The sequence below is a fragment of the Klebsiella variicola genome (genome assembly GCF_000828055.2).
Lineage (GTDB): Bacteria > Pseudomonadota > Gammaproteobacteria > Enterobacterales > Enterobacteriaceae > Klebsiella > Klebsiella variicola.
In genome coordinates this window covers 3363397-3388928 of the sequence record NZ_CP010523.2, presented here as the reverse complement: position 1 = coordinate 3388928, position 25532 = coordinate 3363397, and the positions used below count along the sequence as shown (strand labels likewise).

Genomic DNA, 25532 nt, shown 5'->3' with positions numbered 1-25532 from the left:
TATGCGTCAGAAAACGATTAAGGCCATCCAGGAACATGCGGCCGCAGAATATCCGCGCGAGGCCTGCGGCCTCGTCGCCCAGAGGGGCCGAGCGGAGCGTTATTTCCCCTGCCGGAACCTGGCCACAGAGTCGAAAGATAATTTTGTGCTGGCGCCGGAGGATTATGCGGAGGTTGAAGAATGGGGAACGATCACCGGTATTGTTCACAGCCATCCTGATGCCACCACCCAGCCGAGCGAACTGGATAAAGCGCAATGCGACGCGACCCTTCTCCCCTGGCATATTATCAGCTGGCCAGAAGGCGATCTCCGTACCATCCACCCGCGTGGTGAGTTGCCGCTCCTCGAGCGACCATTCGTGCTGGGCCACTACGATTGCTGGGGCCTGGTGATGAGCTATTTTCGGCAAACCCACGGCATCGAGCTGCACGATTACCGCGTCGATTATCCGTGGTGGGAAAAGGAGTATCCGGACAATTTTTATCAGGACTGCTGGTATGAATGCGGGTTCCGTGAGTTTGATGGTCCACCGCAACCGGGTGACATGGTAATCATGCAGGTGCAGGCGGATAAGTGGAACCACGCCGGGATTCTGCTGGAAGGGAACCTGCTGCTGCATCACCTGTATGGCCATCTCAGCAAGCGCGTGCCGTATGGTGGGTACTGGATGGAAAGGACAATGAAAATCGTTCGATATCATTCTCTATGTTAACCTTTTGTTGAAACAGCAAAAGGATATAGGGAATGAAAAAAGCTATCTTCGGAGCCACATTACTTCTGGCATCATCAACTTTTGCGGGAACAGTTGATGATTATTTATCACGCCATCCGCAATTAAAAGAAAGCGCCACTGTCGATATTTATGTAAAACGCATGGCATTCATGATGGCATTAATGGATGCACAACAACGATATAATAGGTCAGACGATGACTTTATATATCAACTCCTTTCAAGCAATGGTGATAAATATGCAAGGATGGGCGTAAGGAAATTTGCCCGTGATTGCAGGATAGAGAGGAGTATAGGTCAAAGTGGCGATCTTAATAAAGAAGAGTGTGATTTAATAATCAAGGCAGACAAACAAAAATAGGTTAAATAAAAAGCAGCATTTGAAATGCTGCTTTTTTCTGTTAGGTGCCAAATGAAAGAAACAATGACCAAAATAATACTTTCTGGAGTATTAGGTAAAACTTTTGGGAAAATTCACTATCGTTTAATTAGCACTGTTCATGAAGCAGGGCAGGCATTATCGGCAACGATACCAGGCTTCGAAAAATTCATGATTACCAGCAAAGAGCGTGGACTAACCTATGCGGTATTTAAGGGTGAAAAAAATATTGGGAAGGATGATTTAGGATTTCCTGTTGGTGGTGAAGTCATCCGAATTGTTCCTGTTTTAATTGGTAGTAAAAAGGCGGGACTGCTTCAAACAATTCTTGGAGCAGTTATTATTGTTGCCTCTGCTGTCGGCTCTTACTTTGTTCCTGGCAACCCCGTGTCAGCATTTGGTTATAAAATGGGGGCTGCGATGATGCTCGGCGGCGTCGTTCAAATGCTTTCTCCACAGCCAGCTGGCCTGGCACGAAAAGAATCCGCTGACAATAAAGCGTCCTACGCCTTTGGGGGCGTGACGAATACTGCCTCTCAGGGATACCCGGTCCCTTTGCTTTATGGCAAACGCCGAATTGGCGGCGCCATTATATCTGCCGGTATTTACGTAGAAGACCAGCAATAAGTTTTATTCAGTAAACCATCCAATTCAGGCCACCTTGCGGTGGCTTTTTTTATGGGCGTAATATGGCAAATAACATAATTAAAGGGCGCAAGGGTGGCGGCTCAAAGCAGCGTACACCGACGGAACAGCCGGATGATTTACAGTCCGTTGCGAAAGCCAAAATTCTGCTCGCATTAGGTGAGGGTGAATTTGCAGGTGGTTTAACCGGTAAAGATATTTATCTTGATGGCACCCCGCTTGAAAATGCTGATGGTTCGCAAAACTTCAGTGGCGTGTCCTGGGAATTTCGACCCGGCACGCAGGCTCAGACTTATATTCAGGGTATTCCCGGCACTGAAAATGAAATCAGTGTGGGAACGGAAGTTTCCAGCAAGACAGCCTGGACCCATACCTTTACTAATACCCAGCTTTCTGCCGTTCGTGTCCGCCTGAAATGGCCGTCCCTGATGAAACAGGAAGATGACGGCGACGTGGTGGGCAATACCGTCAAGTATGCGATTGACCTGCAGACCGACGGTGGCGCCTGGCAGACGGTGCTGGAAACCGCTGTCACGGGTAAAACCACCTCCGGTTATGAGCGGAGCCATCGTATTGATCTGCCCCATGCCGGCAGTACCTGGACGCTACGCCTGCGAAAAATCTCTCCGGATGCAAACAGTGTCAAAACTGGCGACGTGATGACGCTGCAGAGCTATACCGAAGTGATTGACGCGAAGCTGCGTTATCCCAACACCGCGCTGCTTTATATCGAGTTCGACTCCAGCCAGTTTAATGGCTCCATTCCGCAAATTTCCTGTGAGCCGCGTGGGCGCGTGATTCGTGTGCCAGATAACTACAATCCGGAAACCCGCGAATATACCGGCGTCTGGACCGGCGGGTTTAAATGGGCCTGGACGGATAACCCGGCCTGGATCTATTACGACATTGTTACAGCTGACCGTTTTGGTCTCGGTAATCGTCTGAGCAGCGCCAATATTTCGAAATGGACGCTGTACCAGATTGCACAGTACTGCGATCAGCTGGTTCCTGACGGGCGCGGTGGTGACGGCATGGAGCCGCGCTATACCTGTAACGTCTACGTCCAGGAACGCAACGATGCTTACACCGTGCTGCGAGACTTTGCCGCCATTTTCCGGGGCATGACTTGCTGGAACGGTGAGCAGATTGTTGTGCAGGCTGATATGCCGCGTGATGTCGATTTTACCTATACGCGCGCCAATATTGTCGGCAAACCCCGTTATTCGAGCAGCAGCAGCCAGGTTCGGTACACCAACGCCCTGGTTTCCTGGTCTGATCCGGATAATGCTTATGCTGATGCAATGGAGCCGGCGTTTATCCCGGAACTGGTTTCCCGCTACAGTTTTAACCAGCTCGAAATGACCGCGATTGGCTGTACGCGCCAGAGCGAAGCCCACCGTAAGGGGCTGTGGGGCATACTGACCAACAACAAAGACCGGGTCGTTGAGTTTGATGTGGGGCTGGACGGTCGCATTCCTCAACCCGGTTATATCATTGCCCTGGCGGATGAGTTGCTGGCCGGACGGGTCAATGGCGGGCGGATCAGCGCGGTGAATGGCCGGGTGATTACGCTGGATCGTGATGTGGATGCCAAACCTGGCGACCGCCTCCAGCTAAACCTGCCATCCGGGATCTCACAGAGCCGGACCATCCAGGCCGTTAACGGACGCCGGCAGATTACGGTCACAACGGCGTACAGTGAGACGCCAGAACGGGAATGCGTCTGGGCCGTAGAATCTGATGACCTCTTCCTGCAGCAGTACCGGGTTACAGGGGTAAAAGAGAACAGCGATGCCACCCTCACGATCACCGGCGTGGCACATGACCCGGATAAATTCCCCCGCATCGATACCGGCGCTATTATCGACCAGCGCCCGGTTAGCGTATTGCCGGCGGGCAACCAGTCACCTCCTGACGATATTGTCATCACATCCCGCTCGGTCGTGAATCAGGGGATCAGCGTCGAAACGATGCAGGTTAACTGGTCAGCGGTCAACGGTGCTATTGCCTACGAGGCGCAGTGGCGCCGTAACGACGGGAACTGGATTAATGTACCGCGCAGCTCGACCACCTCGTTTGAGGTCAGCGGCATTTATGCCGGTCGTTACCTGGTTCGCGTCCGCGCGATCAATGCGGCGGAGATTTCGAGCGGGTGGGCGTATTCCGAAGAGAAAACCCTGACCGGCAAGGTCGGCGAGCCGCTGGCACCGCTGGCGCTGGCAACCCGTTCGCTGGTTCATGGGGTCCAGGTTAGCTGGGAGTTCCCGACCGGCTCCGGGGATACGCTGCGCACGGAACTGCAGTACAGCAAAAATCAGGACGGCAGTGCGCCAATGCCGTTATCAGACGTGGCCTATCCGGGGAAAAGCTATCAGCAGATGGGCCTCAGTATGGGCGCCGAATTCTGGTACCGGGCGCGCCTTGTGGATCGTCTTGGCAATGAAAGCCCGTGGACCGGCTGGGTCCAGGGGATGGCCAGCGATAACTTTGATGACTACTACGAAAACCTGACCGACGCGATCAAGGATACGGCTGCCTGGGAGGAAACGCAGCGCACCATTAGCGAAACGCAGGAAGGTATCCGCAATACGCAGCAGGAACTGGAGCAGACCGCTGAAGCTCTGCGTAAGGAAGCCGAAGACCAGGCGAAGCAGGTCAGCCAGGATATTGATGCATCGGCGAAAAGCATCACTGCTGATGTTGACGGGAAGATCTCCACCGTGAATAAAACCATCACGGATGAGATCACCTCGGTCAATGAGGCTCTCGATTCTGGTCTGGCTCAGGCAAACAAAGGCGTTCAGGAGGCAAAATCCGCCGTCGCAGATGCGAACAAGCAGATCGCAACTGTGAATAAGTCGCTGACCGACAGCATCACCCAGGTAAGACAGTCAGTCACTGATACCGCTGCGGAAATCAACGCCACCATCGACCTGGAGATTGCCAGGGTCAGCAAAACGCTGGCCGATGGCGATGCCGCATTGAATGCGCAGATAAAGACTGCCGAAAATGGCCTGAAGCAGTCGCTGTCTCAGGTCAACACCACGCTGACCAGTGCGGTGAAGCAGGAGACCGCGGATCGTATCGCCGATGTTAACGCGAAGGCGTCACAGGCCGCTGATGAACTGCTGGCGGCAACGCAGGGGATTGAGGCGAGTATCGAGAGCCTGACTCAGGTGATGAAGACCGCCGATGAAAATCTGGCGCGGGAAATGTCCAGCCTCGCTGCCGGCGCTAATATCCAGTTCGACTCGCAGGTTATCTGGCATTTCAACAATCAGACGACCGAGGGCTGGACCGGCAGCGCCGGCGTACCGGGTGTGTCACAGGATGGCTGGTTACGCCCGGCGGACAGCGCCACCGATCCGTACATTACCTCTCCTGGCGGGCTGGCTGTCGATGGTGCGGCGTACCGTTTCATCATGCTGCGCTTTCGTAAAACCGGCAAACCCGTCTGGGCGGGTGAGATCCGCTGGGTGTCTGCCGGCGAAAACTTCAATAACACGAAGCGATACATTGTTGCTGAGCCGGAATATGCCGATGGGGTGGCAACCCTGACGGTGCGTGATATTCCGTGGACAGGGAACATTGATCGTATTCGCCTGGACCTGACGAACCAGCAGGATACCAGCAACTTTATCGAATTCGACTGGATCGCCGTTGGCCGGCCAGCACCCGGCGCCAGTACGGCGGCTCTGCAGGATGTGCGCAGTACGCTGAGTAACGCGCTGACCGCCGAAGCGCAGGCACGCAGCACGCTGGCGGCGCAGATGCGTGGCTCCTATGATGGGAGCGATCTGGAGAAAGTCACCTCCGGGCTGCTGTACCAGGAAAAAACCGCGCGCGTTACCGCCATCTCGGCGGAAGTTAAGGCCAGAGAGTCCCTGCAGACGCAGTTTAACGACAACAAAGCTGCTGTTTCTGGTGAACTGAGTTCTCTGACGACAGAGCAGAACGCGCAGGCGAGCCGTATCGGTGGACTTGAAACCAGCCTCGGGAAAAAAGCCGATGCGGCCGCGCTGACGTCCCTGACGCAGAAAGTTGAGCAACAGGGCGCCACGCTGACATCGCAGGGCGCCGCGTTAACATCGCTCACTAACCGGGTTGGCCAGACGGAAACGGGCCTGGCTGGTACGAATGAGGCGCTGAGCGGGCTGCAGTCTGTTGTTACCCAGCAGGGTGACAGGATAACCAGCCAGGGTCAGTCCATCACGAAACTGACGAGCGATTTGGGCACGACAAATGCCGCGCTGGCGAAGAAAGCCGAAGCGGCTGCGGTCACTGCCTTAACGCAGCAGGTAGAGCAAAACGGCCAGGATATTCGCAGCAATACTGACAGCATCACCAGCCTGTCGAATCAGCTGGTCAATGGCCAACCGAATCGCTGGTCCCGTCGACTCTATCCTGTGCAGCTGGCTACCGCCGGGACAGTCCCGTCATTCAGCGATGTTCGCGCCGTGGCGCCAACGGTCGTGGATGAGGTGGCCGACGCGGCCAAACTGGACTTTACATCCGCCGGCAGCTATCTGATCGCGCTGTATTCCTGCCAGGTGAAAGTGGCCGCAGATACCACCATCACACTGGCGCCCGGCGCCAGGGTTTTTGATGATACCGGCGCCATATTTGTGAATGGGGTTCAGGTCGCCTGGGGTAACGCCAGCTGGAATACCGTCAGTTTTGAACTGAAAGCCGGCTGGAACACCGTTGAGTTTCTGGTGAATCAGTGGACCGGCCAGGCGTATATCAACCTGGGTCTGAAGCTGTCAGACAAGGTTGCTGAGATGTACTCCGGTCTCGGGGTTTCCGCGCTGGCAAACGCAGCCGGCGTGCTCAGCTCGAATGTCAGCCAGATTGGCAACGATGTGGTCAGCAATTCGCAGAACATCACCCAGCTCCGGAATGCGCTGACGCAGACAGACGCGAACGTGGCCAGCAAAGCGGATCAGACGGCGATGAACTCGCTAACCGGACGAGTGGAGAAAACCGAGGCAGGCCTCACGGCAGCCAACAGCAACATCGTCAGCCTGACGGCGGCGGTGAACGCCGGGAATGCTGCCGGGGATGATTACATTCCAAACCCGTCATTTGATCCGGCGTATGACCGCATGGGTTATGACGTGGTGGAGACCACCGCCGATGGTGTGCCGGCTGACTGCCCGTTCAGGTATGCCGTCCGGCTGGCCGGGCGAGACCATGTGCCAAAAATCAACAATATCGCCGTGACACCGGGCGACGTTTTCGAAATGTCTGCTCTGGTAGCGTGTGGTACCGGCAGTGCTGACTTTAACTTCTATATCGGTCGGGCTACTACCGCCACCGGTGGCATCGGAGCGAAAGCGTCCGGGGGCAACACTAAGACCACCTCCGCGTGGAAACGAACCACCTGGCGCTTTACGGTGCCATCCGATACCAGCTTGCTGCGGCCGTTCCTGCAGGTTAATCAGAGCAGCCCGTTCGGCACCGTCTGGTACGCTGCCGACTGGCATATGCGTAACGTGACGGTGGCGAACAGTGCGCAGAAAACCGCAGATGCGACTGCAAAAGCGGTGGATTCACTGACCACCACGGTTAGCCAGCAGGGCGATACGCTCAGCAGCATCGGCACGCGGACCACCTCGCTGGAGAACAGCCTCCGGTCGACAAACGATACGGTGAGTAAAAAGGCTGACACGACAGCGGTGACGCAGCTGCAGGGCACGGTGACGCAGCAGGGGAATGACATCGCGGCAGCTAACAGCGCGCTGACAAAACTCAGCAGCGATCTGGCCACGACGAATGCGAACGTGAACAAAAAAGCGGATGCAAGCGCGATGAACACCCTGCAGAACCAGGTCACGGAGCAGGGCAAAACACTCAGTGCGCAGGGGGATTCTCTGACGAAACTGAGTAACAGCCTGAGCCAGACGGCAGCGGATATTGACGCCAGCGGGAAAATGCCGGGCAACCTCATTGTCAACGGCAGTTTTGAGCGCGGCGCGGCGGGCTTTACCGGCTGGAGCAGTACCGCGACGGTGGCCGATTTACAGGTTCCGCACTCGGGTAACAAGGCGCTGAAAATGTCCGCCGGCCAGTCGAACCTGGTCGGACAGGAAATCAGTATCACGCAGGGCCGTACCTACCGCATGGGGGTATGGGCGAAGCAGGACCCGGGGACCACGATTAAAGATGCGGGTAACACGAAGTTTCGTGTGGCCGACAGCACTGGCCTGCTGGTCGGCTCAAACTACGGACCGTTTAGTTCTGGCTGGCAACTGGTAACGTTTGACTGGAAAGCCACGAAGACCACGACGGCCAGTTTCCAGCTGACAACCTTCCTCAGCGCGGGGGCAATGTATTTTGATGATTTCCATGTCCTCGATGTTACGGATGAAAAGGATATCGCGGCTAATGCCGGGGCTATCTCTCAGATGAATACCCGCGTCACCGCTGCGGAAGGGGCTATCACCACCCAGGCGCAGCAGCTGACGAAACTCAGCGGCGATCTGGCTGTCACAAATGCGGCGGTCAGTCAGAAAGCAGAGCAAAGCGCTGTCACCGGGCTGACCACCCGGATGACGTCTGCCGAGGGTAAACTGGATTCGCAGTCGCAGCAGCTCACCAGTCTGCAGAACAGCCTGACCACGATGAATACTGAGCTGGGTAAAAAGGCTGACACGTCCGCGGTGAGTTCACTGACCGGTCGCGTCAGCCAGGTGGAAAACACCATCACCAGCCAGTCGCAGAGCATCACGTCCCTGACCAGCACCATCAATACCATCCGCACTCAGGGAGCTAATCCGTGGGTTGACGGTACGTTTGAAAGCTACAGCGATGGCCAGGTGCTGGGCGGGAACGGCACCGCCGTTGTGGTGGCGTCTCAGAAATTCACCGGCGATAAGAGCCTGAAGTTGAGACGGGATGAGAACAACGGCGGCAACAGCGATAAACAGCTTGGCACCTGGCAGTCAGTCCGTGAGGACGCGAAGTTCCGGTTTGAGTTCTGGGCCATGATGCCGGCGGATCAGGCGCCCTCCTCCGGGTGGACAACGCTGGTCGGTATCCAGTCACAGAATGCTGCCGGGCAAAATGCCTGGCAGGCGGCGGTCACTGTCAGCGAAGCATCTCTGGGCGCGCGCGATAAATGGGTGAAATTCACGGGTATCGCCAGTAACAACGGGGCGGGCAGAACACGCGCGGTGGTCTGGATCTCCACCCGTGGCGCCACCGGCAACGGTACCCCTGGCTATTCACTGTATATCGACGATCTGGTCATCACGGATGTTACCGATGCGAAAGCAGCACAGGATGCCTCTGACGCGACGGCGAGCGCCGTGAGTGGCCTGACGGCGCGCGTAACGGATGCCGAAGGGAAAATCACTGCCCAGGCGCAGCAGCAGACGGCACTGGCTACGAAAGTGGATAACGCCAACTCCCGCGTCGATAACATGGCGAAGACGCTGAGCGACAGCCAGAGCACACAGGTCAGCCTGAATACCTCGCTTCAGTCGCAGATTGACGCGCAGGCGGCCGCCAACATCAAAAACCAGACGACGCTGGACAACACGATTAAATCGGTGGCCAGTATCACCAGTACCCAGCAGACGCATGCAACGGCACTGGAGGCGCTGGCAACGCAGCAGACGACCCTGACATCCAGTGTCGGGGATCTCAGCGCTTCCGTTCAGAACACCGCCAAAACCGTGGCGGATGTGAATGGTACGGTGAGTTCGCTGTGGTCGATGAAGGTTGAGACGGTTAACGGGAAGAATGTTGGCGCGGGGATTACGCTGGGCAGCAATGGTGAAACGAGCGACATGATCCTCTACGCCGACCGCTTCTCGCTGTTTAACCGTAACAATGCGACGGCAGTGCCGGTGATGATTGCCGAAGGCAATGAACTGTATATCGATACGGCACGTATCAAAAACAGTTCCCTGACCTCAACCAAAATCGCGGACGGTTCCATCACGAACGCGAAGATCGGCAAAGAGATCCGCTCGGATGACTTTGTTGACGGGGCACGCGGCTGGAGCATCAACAAGGATGGTGGGGCGCAGTTCAACAATGGGATCTTCCGTGGTCACATTGAGGCGGCAAGCGGCAAGTTCAAAGGCACCCTGGAAGCTCAGTCATTTATCGGTGATATCGCAGTAGCTCGCCGCTACGATGATATGGCTTTCCGCCGCAACCAGACTGTTCAGCGTAACGGGGCATACCAGAACCGTGGATATGGGATGACGATTGTTCTGTCGTGCACACTGGTTTACCAGCTCACTGGCGCGGGCAATGTTCAGCAGTCGTATTCCGTTGATATCACGTTCAACATTGGCGGGCAGGAAGTAACACGTCGCTTCTTTGCCAACGCCGGCGGTTTCCAGTCTGGTGACTTCACTCAGGAATTCCGCTTCGCTGCTGATCTGCTGGCTGATAACAACAATGTCAGCTTCTTTATCAAGGCGCGCGGCAACGATGCTTCGATTGACTATAGCTGCTCGATCCAGAACATCACCGCCACGGCGTTCCGTACAAACAGCAACTCATTCAGCTAACAGAGGCCCCGCAAGGGGCCTTTTCTTTTTCCAGGGATAACCATCCAGGAGGAACTTTATTATGGCGATGTATGAAGTCGGCACCGTCACGGGCGCAGCATCTCAGGCGCGGGTGACAGGAGCGACAACAAAGTGGGCACAGGTGGCGCTGGGGATACAGCCGGGGTCGATTCTGGTGGTCTACCGCAGCGGTAGTGCTGACCTGTATGCGATCAAATCCGTGGACAGTGACACGCAGCTGACGCTGACCCGGAATATCACCACCGCATTTTCCGGCGCCAGTTACGGCATTATTACCGCTGAAACCGCCAGTACCTCGTCGTTTGCTAACCAGCTGGCCAGCGCATTTGCATTCTGGCGTAGTGTGGTGGAGGGCTGGTCGATGGCCCTGACCGGCAGCGGCAATATCACCCTGACTGACCCGATCACAGGAAAGCAGGTAACCGTGCCGGCGATAGGCGGGATGGCGAAGGCATCGGATCTTAACGCGCTGGCAAAACTCACCGGAGGAAACAAACTCGACGGCTCGCAGGTTATAACCAGCGATAATGCCGGTTTTATTCTCGGTAAGAACTCAGATCTGGCTCTGCTCAAAAAACAGGGGCAAGGCGGGACAATTGCCGTTGGCTCGGGAACACCGTTCAGAGTTCAGCGTTCAAGAGCGACCACTGTGTCACCGTCAGATACCTTTGATGACATCCTCGTTATTGGGACCGATAACCAGACGACTTTGCCCGGTGGGTTATCAGCTGGCGGCAACATCGATAACACGTCAAAGGGGAAGGTTCTGACGCAGGCGATCGAGCTGTCAATGAGCACGCCTTACATTGACTTCCACTACAACGGCAGCAGTGCGGATTATACCGCTCGCCTTATCCACGACAGGCAGAACCGCCTGAACGCGCAGGTACAAAGTTTTTGGGTAACGGACGGGAGGATCACAGCATCATCGACCATGCCAGCCAACCCAGCCATCGGAACGCAACTGACCTCCAATCCGGTACGCTCATTGATGGCAGGGCGAGGAGCGTATGGTGACGTGGATGGCGCTTACGTCCAAATGTACATGGAGGAGCAGGTAGGCACCGAACACCGACTTGTTCTGTACGCTGACGGATTCGGGCGAACCGATGCATGGATTTTCCGGGCTGGCGGCACGATCTCCACCGGTAAGGGTGACGTCCTGACCACCGGCTCAGATGTCCGGCTGAAAGATGCGTTCATGGAGCCTCAAGAAGGGGCCTGCAGGCGCATTAACTCGCTGGGAGTATGCGAGTTCAATATGAAAGGCGAAACGCGCCGGAGGCGTGGCTTTATCGCCCAGCAGGCTGAAAAAGTTGACGACTTGTATACCTTCCTCGGCATCGAGCAGGAGATCGATGGTGAAAAATTCAGAGTGATGAATGTGGATTACACGGCAATCATTGCCGATTTGGTGACCGTGGTACAGGATTTGATTAGGCGAGTTGACGCACTAGAAAGTTGAGGAGCATAAAAAATCCCCCGGAGGCACTTGCCGGGGGCAACTGAAACGACATTAATTGCTGTGTACATCACAGAATAATTTGCAGTAAACGATAAGTAAGTTCAAGTAAAGTTTTACTGGTCAGATGTTGTGTTATTTTTTAATAACCTACCAAAATTAATAATGAAGTAGTGCTAAATTCTGCTGGGAATTAATTTTTAAGGATATAGCCCTAAAATATTGCTGTGCATCAGATATAAATCGTGAGAATAGGTTCAAAAAAATGGATGCCAAATGTTATTATTGAGACGTTTATCATTAATTGAAGTGCAATCTTGTAATTTTCACATTCGTGTTATAACTTTGTAATGCAGGAAGGTTTTATCTTGTTATTTAGTGGGTTGACGTGATGGCAGTTCTTAGTGATTTATAATAGGCTTTCTATGTTGACAAATTTCCCGGATGAGAAGTACATATCTGATAGAAATACATCGTTCATTAAGCGAGTATATTTTTTACGTCAGATTGGTGTCGTTCTTTGCTTTATTCCTATATATTCAGTCCTCCAGGAACAGTCACATCAAAAAATAACAACAGCCTTGTTAATTCTGAATGCACTCATCTGGCCATCGGTTGCTTATCTTGCAAGCATGATGTCGAAGGATATGCTGAGTACTGAAAAGAAGAATATGATACTTGATTCATTCTGGGCTGGAATCTGGATAGCCGTAATGCAAGTTAGTCCAATTCCATCATTATTCATAATCTCAGTTCAAATAGCTGATCGCTATGCTGCTGGTGGATGGAAAATTTTAAAACCAGCATTAATGTGGATGATGATTAGTTTCCTGACAGTTTGGTTAGTAAATGATTTCAGATATACGATAGAATTCAGTACCCGAACGGTATTGCTTTCTTTACCCTTGGCGACCTGTTATCCCATATTACTGAGTATTGTTTCAAGGCACTTATCTATAAAGTTGAGGAAAAGAAGGGAGTTACTGGAAAAACAGGCTCTGATGGATCCTGGCTTAGATCTGCCAAATCGCCGTTTTTTTGAGCAGAAAATGGAAAGTGCTTTTCGTGCGACACGTAAAAAGAGAACGCATTCTTATCTTATGCTCATTGATGTTGATAATTTTAAAAAAATTAATGATACCTATGGGCATGAAGTAGGTGATGCGGTGTTATCTCGTATATCATCAATATTACGAGACTGCGCTGGCGAGAAGGACGTACCAGCAAGATTTGGTGGCGATGAGTTGGCTATTATTGTTAACAATAGTAATAATAAGCTTGTTATAGCTATGGTTCATATAATTCAGAAAAAAATTAAAGATCTTTCATTACCTTCTCACAAAGATATTTACTGTACTGTCAGTATTGGTATTTCTTGCGCAGAAAATAAAGAATCAATCATCGAGTGGATCAAAGAGGCTGATGAAATGCTATATGAAGTTAAACGTAACGGGAAGAATGGATATTGCATGCCGAATAATTGAAGATGATATGATTTCTTTTCTCATGAGTTTATGCTTATAAATTTTAAAGATAGTTTATGATCGGCATTACCAATACGGATAAATTTATTCGGAACCACAGACACCATCTCAACTAACGTTTGATACCTGCCACCAAATTAGTGGCACCACTTAACTGTATGATTTTATTATAATTAATGACGGTCTCGTGTTAATTGCTTTTCCCTTTTGAGTCATTTGATTTGAATAATCGATCAATTTATGAAATATGATAGGTTTCGCCTATTGTTCGATCGTTATCGATCATTTTAAACTATTTCTCTTTCATTATTAATTATGACACGATTAGGATTATTCCTAGTTCCGGTGTTTTTTTAATGATAAAGAACAGTGTGGAAATAGATTTCTGTAGATTTGTTTTAGAACCATCTTTTAAAAAAGATGGTTCTATTCATTCTTGGGAAATTCTCACGAAAAATGTTAAAAAAAAGCATTGCAATGATTATCTTGCTAATGAAGTTGGTTTTTGTTTCACTTCATTAAGCGATAAAGAAAAAATCGATGTGTTTAAGAAACAGATATTGACAATTGAAAGACTTGATACATCAAAATTGAAGTCCAAGCCAGTTTCGTTGAATGTTGATAGTCTTATTAGCGATTGTATTTTGAACGATAAATATATTGGTGATTACTTAAAAAACCAAAAAAACATTGCTTTTGAGATTAACGAGCATTTTCATGAATTCAATACTAAATGCTCTATGGTTGACTTAAAGTGTCTTTCAAAATTGTGTCCAGTATGGCTGGATGATTTTGGGAGCGGCTTAACAAGCTTAACAATTATAGATATGTTTAATTTTGAATGTATAAAAATTGATAAAGATTATTTCTGGGAAATACAGAGTGAGAGCGAATTCTTTAACGTAATAAATAAAGTAAAATCATACTGCAATTTCGTGATTGTTGAGGGAGTTGAGACAATAGAACAAAAAAATAAAGTACATTCTGTTGTTGATTGCGCTTGCCAGGGAAGGTTGTGGATGAGTGATTACTATTATATTGAGATTTAAAATAAATGACAACAAAAGATGATAAATGTCCATTTTGTGGTGCAAATTTAATTAATGAGGACCGCTGCCACAGTTGCCATGCCTTTAAGATTAAAGGTTATGTATCAAGAGACGCACGCAAGACAATTAATTTGATATCTATCTGCACATCTTTACTGGTAGCATTCTTTGGGATCTTGGTTATGTTTCTGGTATCTTTCGGTATCGGGACGTATATTGCTATCATTGCGTTTTCGCTTATTTTATATTTCATTATGAAAAGAATTCTGTATATAAAAGAAGAAAAAAAAGGGAAGATGGTATGGAAAAGAGCAATCATTACATGGTAGGTAGTAATTAAATAATATAATGGTGCTGCTGGTTCCAATGCAAGCCTCGGATTTCGAGGCTTTTTTATTTTCTTTTCAAATGATGAGTTATAACACCGGAAATATTTAACCCGACTCACAGGGAGTGAGTATTATTGGCTAATAATTCACTATCCAGATGAGCTGAAAGACTCAAAGCTGGTTATCAAAACTAAAAATATACTAATGAATTTCAATAGGTTAGAGATTAGACTAAAAACATTAACCACGCATCAAAAACACCTATTTTCCTTTTTTAATCAATAAGTAATGACGTTATTAGTTAACTACTGCTGCGCCACATGCAGTGGTTCGAAGCCGCAGACCTGATCGTCAAAGGCATGGAAGGCGCTATCGCCGCCAAGACCGTAACCTATGACTTCGAACGTCTGATGGAAGGCGCTAAACTGCTGAAATGTTCAGAGTTTGGTGACGCGATCATCGCGAACATGTAATCCCCTTGGTGGATTAAGTAAAAGCGGGAGCCGATGGGCTCCCGCTTTTTTGGCGTCTGGAAAATCTTTTCCAAAATTCCTCTCCACAACTAATTAAAAATCACGCTGCTTTTTTATCCCTCATGACTCACTCTTTGCTGCAGTTGATCTCCTCCCTGAAAACAGTGTCAGGCTAAACTGAAGTCTCCGGTCTTTCTTCCATCTCACAGAGAGGCACATCGCCATGAAAAAGACCCGCTATACCGAAGAACAGATAGCATTTGCGCTGAAACAGGCCGAAACCGGCACTCGGGTGGAGGAAGTCTGCAGAAAGATGGGCATCTCTGAAGCCACATTTTACAACTGGAAGAAAAAGTTTGGCGGCATGGGCGTGACAGAGCTGCGCCGCCTGCGCCAGCTTGAGGAAGAGAATCAGCGGCTGAAGAAACTGGTGGCTGACCTGAGTCTGGACAAGGAAATGCTGCAGGAGGTACTGAAACAAAAGTTCTGAGGCCGGCTCAGAAGCGTCAGGCGGTGCATTTTCTGCGGGAGGCTTACCGTATCAGTGTCCGGCGGGGATGCGGACTGCTGATGCAGAGCAGAACCGTTTACCACTGGCAGAGCCGGCGGGATGATCGGGCGATAACCCTGCGTATCCGGGAAATAGCGGAAACCCGGATCCGCTACGGTTACCCGCGTATTCATATTCAGTTGCGGCGGGAAGGCTGGCCTGTTAACCACAAGAAAACACACCGGATTTACTGTCTGGAAGGCCTCAACCTGCGCAGAAAGCGCCCCCGCAGGCATGCCAGTGCAGCACATCGTCAGCAACGTCCGGTCCTGACCGGTGTCGATCAGTGCTGGAGTATGGATTTCGTGTCGGATAACCTGTTTAACGGACGACGTTTCCGGGCGCTGACTGTAGTGGATAATTTTAGTCGGGAGTGTGTGGCGATCCATGCCGGAAAGTCGCTGAAAGGTGAGGATGTGGTCGGTGTGATGGAAAGGTTGCAGGTGCTGGGCAAGCGCCTGCCGGTACGTATTCAGACAGATAATGGCAGCGAGTTTATTTCGAAAAGTCTGGATAAATGGGCGTATGAGCACGGTGTCACAATGGACTTCTCCCGCCCCGGAAAACCAACGGATAACCCGTTTATTGAATCATTTAACGGCAGTCTGCGGGATGAATGCCTGAACATTCACTGGTTTCTCTCGCTGGAAGATGCGCAGGACAAACTCGACAACTGGCGCAGGGAATATAATCATGAGAGAACGCATTCATCATTAAATGACATGACTCCGGCTGAATTCATCCGAAGTCTCCGGAAAGACGAAGATCTCTGATTTAGCACTGCACTGAATTTGGGCCAGGGTCAGTTTCCGGTTCGGGCAGGGCCTTGGCTGACACTGATGCACGATGATGATTAGGAGCTGAGCATGTCGCCGGCGGCCTTTAACTTGAAGAGGATTTCCTTCAGGCGTTGGCCAGGAGTGACAAGGTAGTGTTTTACAACCTGGCCAGGCTTCACAGTCACTTGGGAGGCGCCAGTCCGTAGGACCTTGAGCAGGCCTCGACGAGAGGACAGAATTTGTCTACTGCTGTGAGGTCAGTCCACAACGGCTCCGACGTGTCTAGATTATCCGTGGCGATTTAACCATTACATTATTTTTTCTCAGCGTGGAAACATACGATCGCGAAAGTTTTTTGGCGAGCACCCATACTGTTTTTTAAATGCACGACTGAAATGGGCACAATTGATAAAACCCCAGTCAAAGGCAATTTGAGCAATGCTTCTATCACGTAAAGCAATGTTACTCAAATCGCGGTGACAAAGCTCAAGACGTTGGTACCAAATGTACTGAACCAGAGACATAGGTTCAGATTCAAAAACCCGGTATAAAGAACTAATGGACATATCAAGTTCAGTAGCGATTTTAGACACGGATAGTGCTGAATCAGCCACATGAGTTTTGATATGCTGTTTGATACGTTTGAGATGGTAGGATTTGATATTGCTTAGCTGTATTTCACTATACTGAGGAAGAGTTTGCAGAGAACCTGCAACCATATCAAGAATTGCATTTGATATTGATAAATGCGCAGCAGATGGTATTTCTTCCAGCTTTTCTCCAATTGAAGTGAGAAACTGGGTCAGAATTATATTCATTGTATTACTGCTTGGTACTGCACAAGCACACAGCTGTTCTGGAGAAGTTAAATGGTGTTTCAATTGAACGCGTGGAATGCGCAGTACTAATTTCTTAAAATGATTTTCGAAACCAAAACAGTAGGGTTTGGTTGTATCCAATAGAACGAAATTTCCCGGCTGTATGCGAACAATTCGCTCATTTTGCTCCAGATAACCGCAGCCCTGCAATTGGAGGCTGAATAGAAAATACTCCTCATCACGATCATCGTTGCGGATCTGTCTATTGCTACGGGTAACATTCTGCTTACAAGCATCCAGTTTCATCACATCAATTTCAGCTACCCGTAAATGATCTAATTCTGCTAACAGACCACCATCCACCGCCATTTTGTCGATCCCTACATCTAGAGAAACGAATTTGTCACAGATCGTCTGCCGCCAGAAATCAAAACGCTGATTGAGTGGTAGTGCCTGGGTGGTTATGTACTGATGCATTTCTACTCCGTTTCTTAATTTCACCTAAAGCATTATGCAAGAATCGTACTGGAATTATGATGGAAAGGGCTTAAAGGAACATAAGACAAAAAATTCGATAAACAGAAGCAAAATCTTGATGTTCACTCAACTCTGTTGTCCTAACTTGCACTATCTGGTTGCAATGCATGCATCCTTATAGTGCAACAATGCAACCAGTAAAATGAAGCAAGTTTTGCAGTAAATCAGATTATTGCCGAGTTGTTGGCTATTGGAATAATGTCTTCGTTCTAAATCACAATGATTTAAATTTACTAATAAAAAATAAATTTAATGATGGGAAGGGTGAAGATGGCATGAAAATAAAAAGCAATAGGCATTTTGTTTCAGCAGTATGTATCGCATCAATTTTTTATTCGGCAAGCTCAATGGCGGCTGATGCATTTGATTTTAATTCACCCTGGTTGTTAGGTGACTGGGGTGGATACAGGAATGAATTATCAGAAAATGGAATGGATTTTTTCTTAAATTATAGCAATGAAGCTGCATCTAATATCGGTGGTGGCTATAACAGCCACTCTACTGTGGACTACTCTGATCAAACTGTAGCAATATTAAACTATGATCTCAATAAAACGGACAATGTGAATGGCGTATTCAGTGTAGCGATTAGCAACCGAAATAATAAAAATCTATTAAACAACAATAGACTAAACGATCCGCGAGGTACGTTGACTGAGCAGTCACAAGAAATCTGGGGAGGGGGTTCGGTAACCCGATTAGCACGACTGACGTATCTTCAACGAGCAAATATTCTGGGACAAAATTTTAGTCTCAGAGTCGGAAAAATGTCACCCGCTGAAGATTTCTTTTCCACATCTTGTGAGTTTCAATCATTAATGAACTGCGGCACAGTGCCAGGAATTAGCAGTATCTGGTATGGCTGGCCAGTAGCATCATGGAGTGCTGTAACGACATGGAATATCACACCGGATCTGTATATCAGAACTGGCGTATACCAAAAGAACCCGAGTGATAATACGAATGCCAGAGCCCAGTCACTTAGCTTTAAAGGTGGAACGGGGGAAATATATCCTACGCTCATCGGCTGGACTCCCCGCTGGGGAAGCAATAATTTAGCCGGAAATTATTTTATTGGTGTGGCTTATTCAAATGTCAACGGATATGACGTTTATGAAGGTGCCAGTGGCGGTGCCGAAGCGCTCAATCCTGATAAAGGATATAAGCAGCATAATAATAAGCTTTCAGCCTGGGCCCGGTTTGAGCAACAGGTTACCGGCCACAGTGGCGATCAACCACAAGGTCTGACCCTGTTTGCCAATGGCGTGCTAAATGATAAATCGACCACCGTCTTGCAATACGCTTATGGTGGTGGATTGTACTATCGTGGTCCATTCGAAAGCCGTCCTGATGATTTGATCGGTCTGGCCTCTACATGGGTGAAAATTAACAGCCGATGGTCAAAAAATCGCGCTATAGCCAATTCATTGTCGGGTATCAGCGATTATGACAATCCTGCCTATATTCCCCCTGGGAGTGGATCACTGACGACTGAAATATTCTATCGCTGGCAGGCTACAGATTGGATCTCCTTCCAACCTAATTTGCAATATTACCATTCACCAGGCGGTGTCAAAAATGTACCTGACGCCTGGGTCGTAGGCCTGCGCAGCAGTATCACTTTTTAATAGGGAGAGAAAAAGCATGTTAACCATGAAAAATGTTGCCCTGGGGATGAGCATTGCTCTCGCCAGCTCCGTTTCCCATGCCGCGACCCTACCAGCATGGCAGGACGAGACACTCAGCCCCGATCAGCGCGCATCTGCGTTGACGCAGGCAATGACGTTGGATGAAAAGATTCGTCGGGTACACAGTGAAATGGCGATGCCTGTTTTCGGTATTAGCGTTCCGGCTGGTGCGATCGGCTCTGCAGGTTATGTCCCCGAGGAAAAAAAATATGGCATTCCTGCATGGCAGGTAACCGACGCTAGCCTCGGCGTAGCCAACCCGGCGAATGTTCGTCCTGGTGATGGTGCCACGGCGCTGCCCGCCGGTCTTTCCAGCGCAGCAAGCTGGGATCCGGTACTTAACTACAAGGACGGGCAATTAATCGGCGATGAGGCATGGAGGAAAGGTTTCAATGTTCTGCTAGCAGGTGGTATCAATCTGGCGCGCGATCCACGCAATGGCAGGAATTTTGAATATTACGGCGAAGATCCTTTGCTGGCCGGTATCATGGTTGGGCAGAGTATCAAAGGGATTCAGAGCCAGCACGTGATGTCTACGATTAAGCACTTTGCGATGAACGATCAGGAGTCAGCTCGCTTCGGCATGATTGCAAATATCTCTGAGCCGGCCATGCACGAAAGCGACCTTTTGGCGTTTCAGATTGCCATCGAACAAGGTCAGCCTGGCGCGGTGATGTGTGGATATAATCGGGTGAACGGAATATACGCCTGTGAAAATCCAGACTTATTGCAGAAGACCCTTAAAGATAAATGGGGATATAGAGGATTTGTGATGTCAGACTGGGGAGCAGTACATGACACCGCTGCTGCGTTAACCGGCTTAGATATTGAGATGGGGAGCCAGGTTGACAATCTGTTGTTCGGAAATGTCTTTTTTGACAAGTTGCTACGGGATAAAGCTCAGACCACTGAACAGTATCGAGTGCGGCTGGATGATATGAACCGGCGCATTCTTCGCTCTATGTTCGACGTAGGGTTATTTGAACATCCGCCGATAAAGTCGCTTGTTGATTATGAATCTCATAAGCAACAGGTACGTCATGCGGCAGAAGAGGGCATGGTACTGCTGCGTAATGAGCGAAATGTCCTGCCGTTAAACCATATCCCTCGTCATATTCTGGTGATAGGGGGACATGCTGATGCCGGGGTAATTTCAGGTGCGGGGTCTGCACAGGTTATTCCGGTCGGGGGCCCGGCACTCTCTATTCATACCGGCGGGGGGGGCATGATGGCCGAATTACGCAATCAGGTTTATTTGAAATCGTCTCCTCTTGACGCGCTCAAAAAGGCACTTCCAGACAGCAAAATAACCTTCAATGACGGACGCAACCCGGCGGAAGCAGCTGCACTCGCCCGTGATGCTGATGTGGTTATCGTGTTTGCCACACAGTGGATGATGGAAAGCTATGACGCCTATGATCTGAGTCTGCCAGAAGGCCAGGATGCACTTATAGACAGCGTTGCTCATGTCAATCCACACACCGTGGTGGTGTTAGAAACAGGAGGCCCGGTTCTGATGCCCTGGTTGGATAAAACGGCTGCGGTGCTGGAAGCCTGGTATCCCGGTTCTGCCGGCGGGGAAGCTATCGCCCGGGTGCTAACGGGAGAGGTGAATCCTTCAGGTCATTTACCTATTACCTTCCCGAAAAGCCTGCAGCAATTGCCTCGTCAGGAGATCGCTGGATTTGGCACGGATGCGGCTAAAGTCGATGTGGACTATAACCGTGAAGGTGCGGACGTTGGCTATAAATGGTTCACTCGTCAGAAAGAGTCACCTTTGTTCCCGTTCGGATTTGGGCTCTCTTACACCCAATTTACCTACCGTGATCTTCGCATTGAACAACATGAGCCGTTAGTGGTCAGTGTCGCTGTGACCAACGCAGGAAGAATAGCGGGTAAAGCCGTTCCTCAAGTTTATCTTACTGCGGTTAATGGTAAACAAATGGCACGTCTGTTGGGTTGGCAGAAAGTCGCATTGCAGCCGGGTGAGTCACAACGGGTGAGTATCCAAGTGGATCCGCGTTTGTTAGCGAATTACTCCGTACCCGATGGTGGTTGGAAAATTTCTTCTGGAAATTACCGGGTTGCGGCAGGAGACTCGTCAGCGCACCTGCCACTCACGCAGTCGGTAGAGATGGCGACCAAAACCTTCGGTGATAGCCCGGTCAGTCGTTAATGTCCTCTTTTCAGACAGGCTTAAAAAGCCTGTCTGATCGGGCATCAGGACAATAAGTCATAATCGTGGGGAAATGTGGAACAGCAAAGGTAATTCATTTAATAGAGAATCCCACATTTACATCGTTCCTGGGGTAGGAAATCAAATGATTTCGTCCGTGTTGTCTTCATTACTGGCGATAGTGCCAATTTTCGGTTTGATTTTAGCAGGGTGGAGCGCTGGAAAAACGCAGATCCTTGGGCCTAATGCAGGTGGTGAACTTAACCGTTTCGTCATCTGGCTAGCGATGCCAGCCATGCTCTTCGATATTGTGGCTAAGGCAAAGTGGTCAGAACTTTGGCAACTGGACTTCATTGCTGTATTTGGTCTTACTGGATTGATCACCATGGCTCTGGTCGTTAGCATTTCAGTATTTAAAAACGGCCAGAACCTGACTGATGCTGTGATTGAAGGATTGAACGCGAGTTATCCCAACGTGGGATTCATGGGATTTCCCATGGCACTGTTGATTCTGGGGCCTCAGTCCTTACTGCCCACCACAATTGCTGCCGTTATGACAATATGCGTATTTTTCGCTATAGCGATTATTCTTATAGAAATCGGCCAAAACGTGGGCCAGACTTCGGGAAGTATGTTTACCAAAGTTACGAAATCCTTGATCCGAAACCCATTGTTGATTGCCCCCATGGCTGCAATTCCATTTTCCTTGTTTGCCATCACAGTTCCAGAACCTATCAAAAACTTTCTTAATATGCTTAGTGCCGCTGCCTCTCCCTGCGCACTCATTACTCTGGGCTTGTGTTTAGCCGTTAGGCAAAAATCCTCAGAACCACAGCCCACAATTTCGAGATTTCTTATTGGCTGCAAACTAATATTGCAGCCTATGTTAGCTTGGTTTCTTGCCTACAAATTGTTTGGGTTAGACCCGTTGGTTGCTCAAACAGCAGTACTACTGGCTGCATTACCAACCGGCACCGGGCCTTTCATGCTAGCAGACTATTATCAGCGGGGAAAAAAAACGTCGTCTGAGGTCGTTTTAATCTCTACTCTGTTGTCTGTTTTTAGTATCGCCTTGGTTCTGGTAATTGCCAGGTGATTATCCATTTAGTTGGGAAACAGAATCAATTTATACAGTAAACGCGGCGCAGCAATAGTAAACAATATATCCGATGATAAGTTAAACATCTAAAAGAGATTGAGGTGATTTATGGCTGAAGTAGTAACCAGATATACTGTGGCTGCGGTGCAGGCCGCACCGATTTTTATGGATCTTGATGCTAGTATTGAAAAGTCAATTCGCCTGATTGCGCAGGCCGCGCAGGCCGGTGCAAAACTCATCGCCTTTCCGGAAAATTTCTTGCCGGGTTATCCATGGTTTGTCTGGTTAGGGGCAACCGCGTGGGCAATGCCATTTCTCGCTAAATATCGTCAGCATGCATTGGTTATTGGCAGCGAACAATATCAACGTCTTGAGCGCGCCGCTGCGGAATATCAAATTCATGTGATCATGGGTTTTACCGAAAGGGATGCTGGTAGCCTGTATATTTCACAGGCCATTATTACCGATGAGGGAAAAACCATCGCTACGCGTCGGAAGCTAAAGCCTTCCATGATGGAGCGTACTGTGTTTGGCGAGGGTGATGGTAGCGATATTGCTGTACATAATACGTCTCTGGGAAAAGTCGGTGCTTTATGTTGCTGGGAGCATTTACAGCCCCTGGCAAAATATGCCATGTACAGCCAACATGAACAGTTACACATTGGCGCCTGGCCGAGTTTTTCACTCTACAAAGATATCGCTCATGCGGTTAGCGGTGAGGTCAATATTGCGATATCAAGAACCTATGCGGTTGAAGGTCAGTGCTATGTCATTGCGCCTTGCGCGATTGTCAGTCAGGATATGATAGATTTGATGTGTGATACCGAAGAACGCCAACAGCTATTGAAAGCAGGAGGCGGCTGGGCGCGTATATTCGGGCCAGATGGTTCTCAATTGGGCACTCCGCTGGGTGAAAATGAAGAAGGATTACTGTTCGCTGATGTTGATTTGGCGTTGAGTGACATGGCCAAAATTTCTGCAGATCCAGTCGGGCATTATTCCAGAAAAGATGTCACCCAGTTAATCTTCAATTCTCAATCGCTCCGTGGAGTACATGCTTGGCCTGAAGGTGCAGCATGGGAAAATACCGAACATCCAGAAGAAGAATAAATTCAACTATTCGCGCGAAAATGCTAATTGTAAAATCGGTCCACCTCAGTTGAGATCGAAGCTTTACATGTCCGCGCAGTGCGGAAAATCGGAAATAAGCGAATGCGTAATATTTACGACGAGATGTGCCTGCGGGGTAAAGCTAAAATGAGTAGGCAGAAAAACCAGCCTTTAACATGCTGGTTTTTTCTGGGTTTATTGGTCGGAACTAGAGGGATTTAACCTCCGACCTCCGACACCCATAATAGCAGGTAACATTAGGGGGTATGTTTACAATGACATAGTTGAAATGCTTTGCTAACACCTTAAATCTAATGATCTTGGGTAGTTGGTGGCACAACTGAAGAGTACATAGGACCTGTGTAATCAATGGGCTCGCCATTTATTTCTTCAGCCATTCTGTTTTTTTCAGCCATCCAATTTTGAAAAACATCTAGTCGTTCATTGAGTAACGGATGGTTCTCGGAAGAAGCTGCGATAAGAAATGCAATTGCCTGGCCTACCTCAACGCAAGCAAGTAGGGTATGGTTTACATACCAACTATTAGGCCATAAACACCAGTAAGTTCCCATGCATCGAACATATCATTGGGCGAATCAATTTTTGTTAAATGGTTAAATATGGATTTCTCGTTTGGGTGGGCACCGAAATCGATACAGGCATTATAGTGGGCTTTAACATATTCAGCCATCTCAGATGACTTATCTTTTAATCCATTAACTGCCTTGTTTACACTAAAAGTATTACGGCATTTATCTAACATGGATTGAGACTTATGCCTATTCAACCAAATCAGACCCTTACTATTATCATTAGCTATTAGGAAAGCATAACAAGAAAATTCAAGAGCTGTACGTAATATAGGGAAAACAGAGACTATATGGCCAGATAAGGCTTATCGTACCGCGGCTAATAACATTACATAGGAGTTTAAAGCAAGAAAACCAGCAGCCGAGTGCATTTCTAATTCCTTAGATAGGATCTCATTCTGAAATATTTCATCCATATTGTAAACCATATACATCAATTGGGGAGGGGTAGTGAAATGATCTTGAGCATTCTCAAGAGTTGCGAGGAGATAATCCTGGATAGAATTTGCATTTGCTTTCAAAATAAACCCTCCAATTCATATTTTTTGGGGAGATTTTAGCTTTAGTTCAATATTCATCCACGATAAACATTTCCCCAAAACAAACAAGATATTTCGGATATTCAGTAAGTTAATCTTGTTGAGTTAGGGTATACATTGTTAAGTAAAAAGGTAGTAAAGTTATATTATTCAATAGATTAATGGTTCTTTTGTTATGTACTGCTGCGCCACATGCAGTGGTTCGAAACCGCAGACCTGATCGTCAAAGGCATGGAAGGCGCTATCGCCGCCAAGACCGTGACCTATGACTTCGAACGTCTGATGGAAGGCGCTAAACTGCTGAAATGTAGCGAGTTTGGCGACGCGATTATCGCGAACATGTAATCCCCTTGGTGGATTAAGTAAAAGGGTAGCCTATGGGCTCCCGCTTTTTATCGCATTCAGGCCGTTATTTTGCCGGACGCTCGCTGTGCGGTGCCATGGCCGATTTCCCGCAACACAATGTCCATCAAAGCCATGCGCCTCGTGACAGGGATAGCTCAGTTTACCGCGAGATCGCAAGTGGGTATGGATTGAACGCCAGG

General features: G+C 49.2%; 14 protein-coding genes and 3 pseudogenes. 15 read left to right on the top strand and 2 right to left on the bottom strand.

Annotation, left to right across the window (positions count from 1 at the left end; all coding sequences use genetic code 11):
* Position 1 precedes the first annotated feature (1 nt).
* From SP68_RS15940 to SP68_RS15900, 9 genes and pseudogenes are all read left to right on the top strand, one after another.
* Positions 2-712 carry a C40 family peptidase gene (locus tag SP68_RS15940; RefSeq protein WP_023317958.1) on the top strand — a complete coding sequence of 237 codons (711 nt, stop codon included), beginning with the start codon at positions 2-4 and terminating at the stop codon, positions 710-712.
* Positions 713-744: 32 nt separating this feature from the next.
* Positions 745-1092: a hypothetical protein gene (locus SP68_RS15935; RefSeq protein ID WP_032429394.1), complete on the top strand. Its 348-nt coding sequence runs from the start codon at positions 745-747 to the stop codon at positions 1090-1092.
* Positions 1093-1143: 51 nt separating this feature from the next.
* A complete protein-coding gene (locus SP68_RS15930) occupies positions 1144-1737 on the top strand; it encodes a tail assembly protein (RefSeq protein ID WP_023159867.1) in 594 nt (197 codons plus the stop codon).
* 62 nt (positions 1738-1799) lie between these two features.
* Positions 1800-10283, top strand: coding sequence for a TipJ family phage tail tip protein (gene gpJ / locus SP68_RS15925; RefSeq protein ID WP_040975758.1), 8484 nt, complete (start codon positions 1800-1802; stop codon positions 10281-10283).
* 61 nt (positions 10284-10344) lie between these two features.
* Positions 10345-11769: a tail fiber domain-containing protein gene (locus tag SP68_RS15920; protein ID WP_023339907.1), complete on the top strand. Its 1425-nt coding sequence runs from the start codon at positions 10345-10347 to the stop codon at positions 11767-11769.
* Positions 11770-12191: 422 nt separating this feature from the next.
* A complete protein-coding gene (locus SP68_RS15915; protein WP_023297391.1) occupies positions 12192-13250 on the top strand; it encodes a sensor domain-containing diguanylate cyclase in 1059 nt (352 codons plus the stop codon).
* A 356-nt stretch (positions 13251-13606) separates the two neighbouring features.
* Positions 13607-14299 carry an EAL domain-containing protein gene (locus SP68_RS15910; RefSeq protein WP_023297392.1) on the top strand — a complete coding sequence of 231 codons (693 nt, stop codon included), beginning with the start codon at positions 13607-13609 and terminating at the stop codon, positions 14297-14299.
* A gap of 634 nt (positions 14300-14933) precedes the next feature.
* Positions 14934-15101 (top strand): annotated as a pseudogene (locus tag SP68_RS26630) (isocitrate/isopropylmalate family dehydrogenase); the annotation flags it as partial.
* A 223-nt stretch (positions 15102-15324) separates the two neighbouring features.
* Positions 15325-16424, top strand: a protein-coding gene (locus SP68_RS15900; protein WP_136071160.1) for an IS3 family transposase whose coding sequence is annotated in 2 segments (ribosomal slippage) — positions 15325-15580 and positions 15580-16424 — 1101 coding nt in all. Because the reading frame shifts where the segments join, the coding sequence is not laid out codon by codon here.
* A 329-nt stretch (positions 16425-16753) separates the two neighbouring features.
* Here the strand turns inward: SP68_RS15900 and SP68_RS15895 are convergent.
* A complete protein-coding gene (locus SP68_RS15895; protein ID WP_048964278.1) occupies positions 16754-17725 on the bottom strand; it encodes a helix-turn-helix domain-containing protein in 972 nt (323 codons plus the stop codon).
* Positions 17726-18060: 335 nt separating this feature from the next.
* On the opposite strand from SP68_RS15895, the gene SP68_RS26625 reads away from it, so the two are divergent.
* The 5 genes and pseudogenes from SP68_RS26625 to SP68_RS29220 form a co-directional block, all read left to right on the top strand.
* On the top strand, positions 18061-19413 hold the full coding sequence (locus SP68_RS26625; protein ID WP_071891592.1) for a carbohydrate porin: 1353 nt from the start codon (positions 18061-18063) through the stop codon (positions 19411-19413).
* A 16-nt stretch (positions 19414-19429) separates the two neighbouring features.
* A complete protein-coding gene (locus SP68_RS15890; RefSeq protein WP_224224396.1) occupies positions 19430-21649 on the top strand; it encodes a beta-glucosidase family protein in 2220 nt (739 codons plus the stop codon).
* A 73-nt stretch (positions 21650-21722) separates the two neighbouring features.
* A complete protein-coding gene (locus tag SP68_RS15885; RefSeq protein WP_205468306.1) occupies positions 21723-22745 on the top strand; it encodes an AEC family transporter in 1023 nt (340 codons plus the stop codon).
* A gap of 111 nt (positions 22746-22856) precedes the next feature.
* The gene (locus SP68_RS15880) at positions 22857-23858 is read left to right on the top strand and encodes a carbon-nitrogen hydrolase family protein (RefSeq protein ID WP_040975764.1); all 1002 of its coding nucleotides are present in this window, start codon (positions 22857-22859) and stop codon (positions 23856-23858) included.
* Positions 23827-24008: pseudogene (locus tag SP68_RS29220) on the top strand (IS110 family RNA-guided transposase); the annotation flags it as partial. The gene SP68_RS15880 and the pseudogene SP68_RS29220, both read left to right, overlap by 32 nt.
* Positions 24009-24387: 379 nt before the next feature.
* Here the strand turns inward: SP68_RS29220 and SP68_RS27875 are convergent.
* Positions 24388-24621, bottom strand: a complete 234-nt coding sequence (locus SP68_RS27875) for a hypothetical protein (protein WP_136071159.1) — start codon at positions 24619-24621, stop codon at positions 24388-24390.
* Between the two features lie 543 nt (positions 24622-25164).
* Here SP68_RS27875 and SP68_RS26620 point away from each other — a divergent pair.
* A pseudogene (locus tag SP68_RS26620) lies at positions 25165-25332 on the top strand (NADP-dependent isocitrate dehydrogenase); the annotation flags it as partial.
* Positions 25333-25532 lie beyond the last annotated feature (200 nt).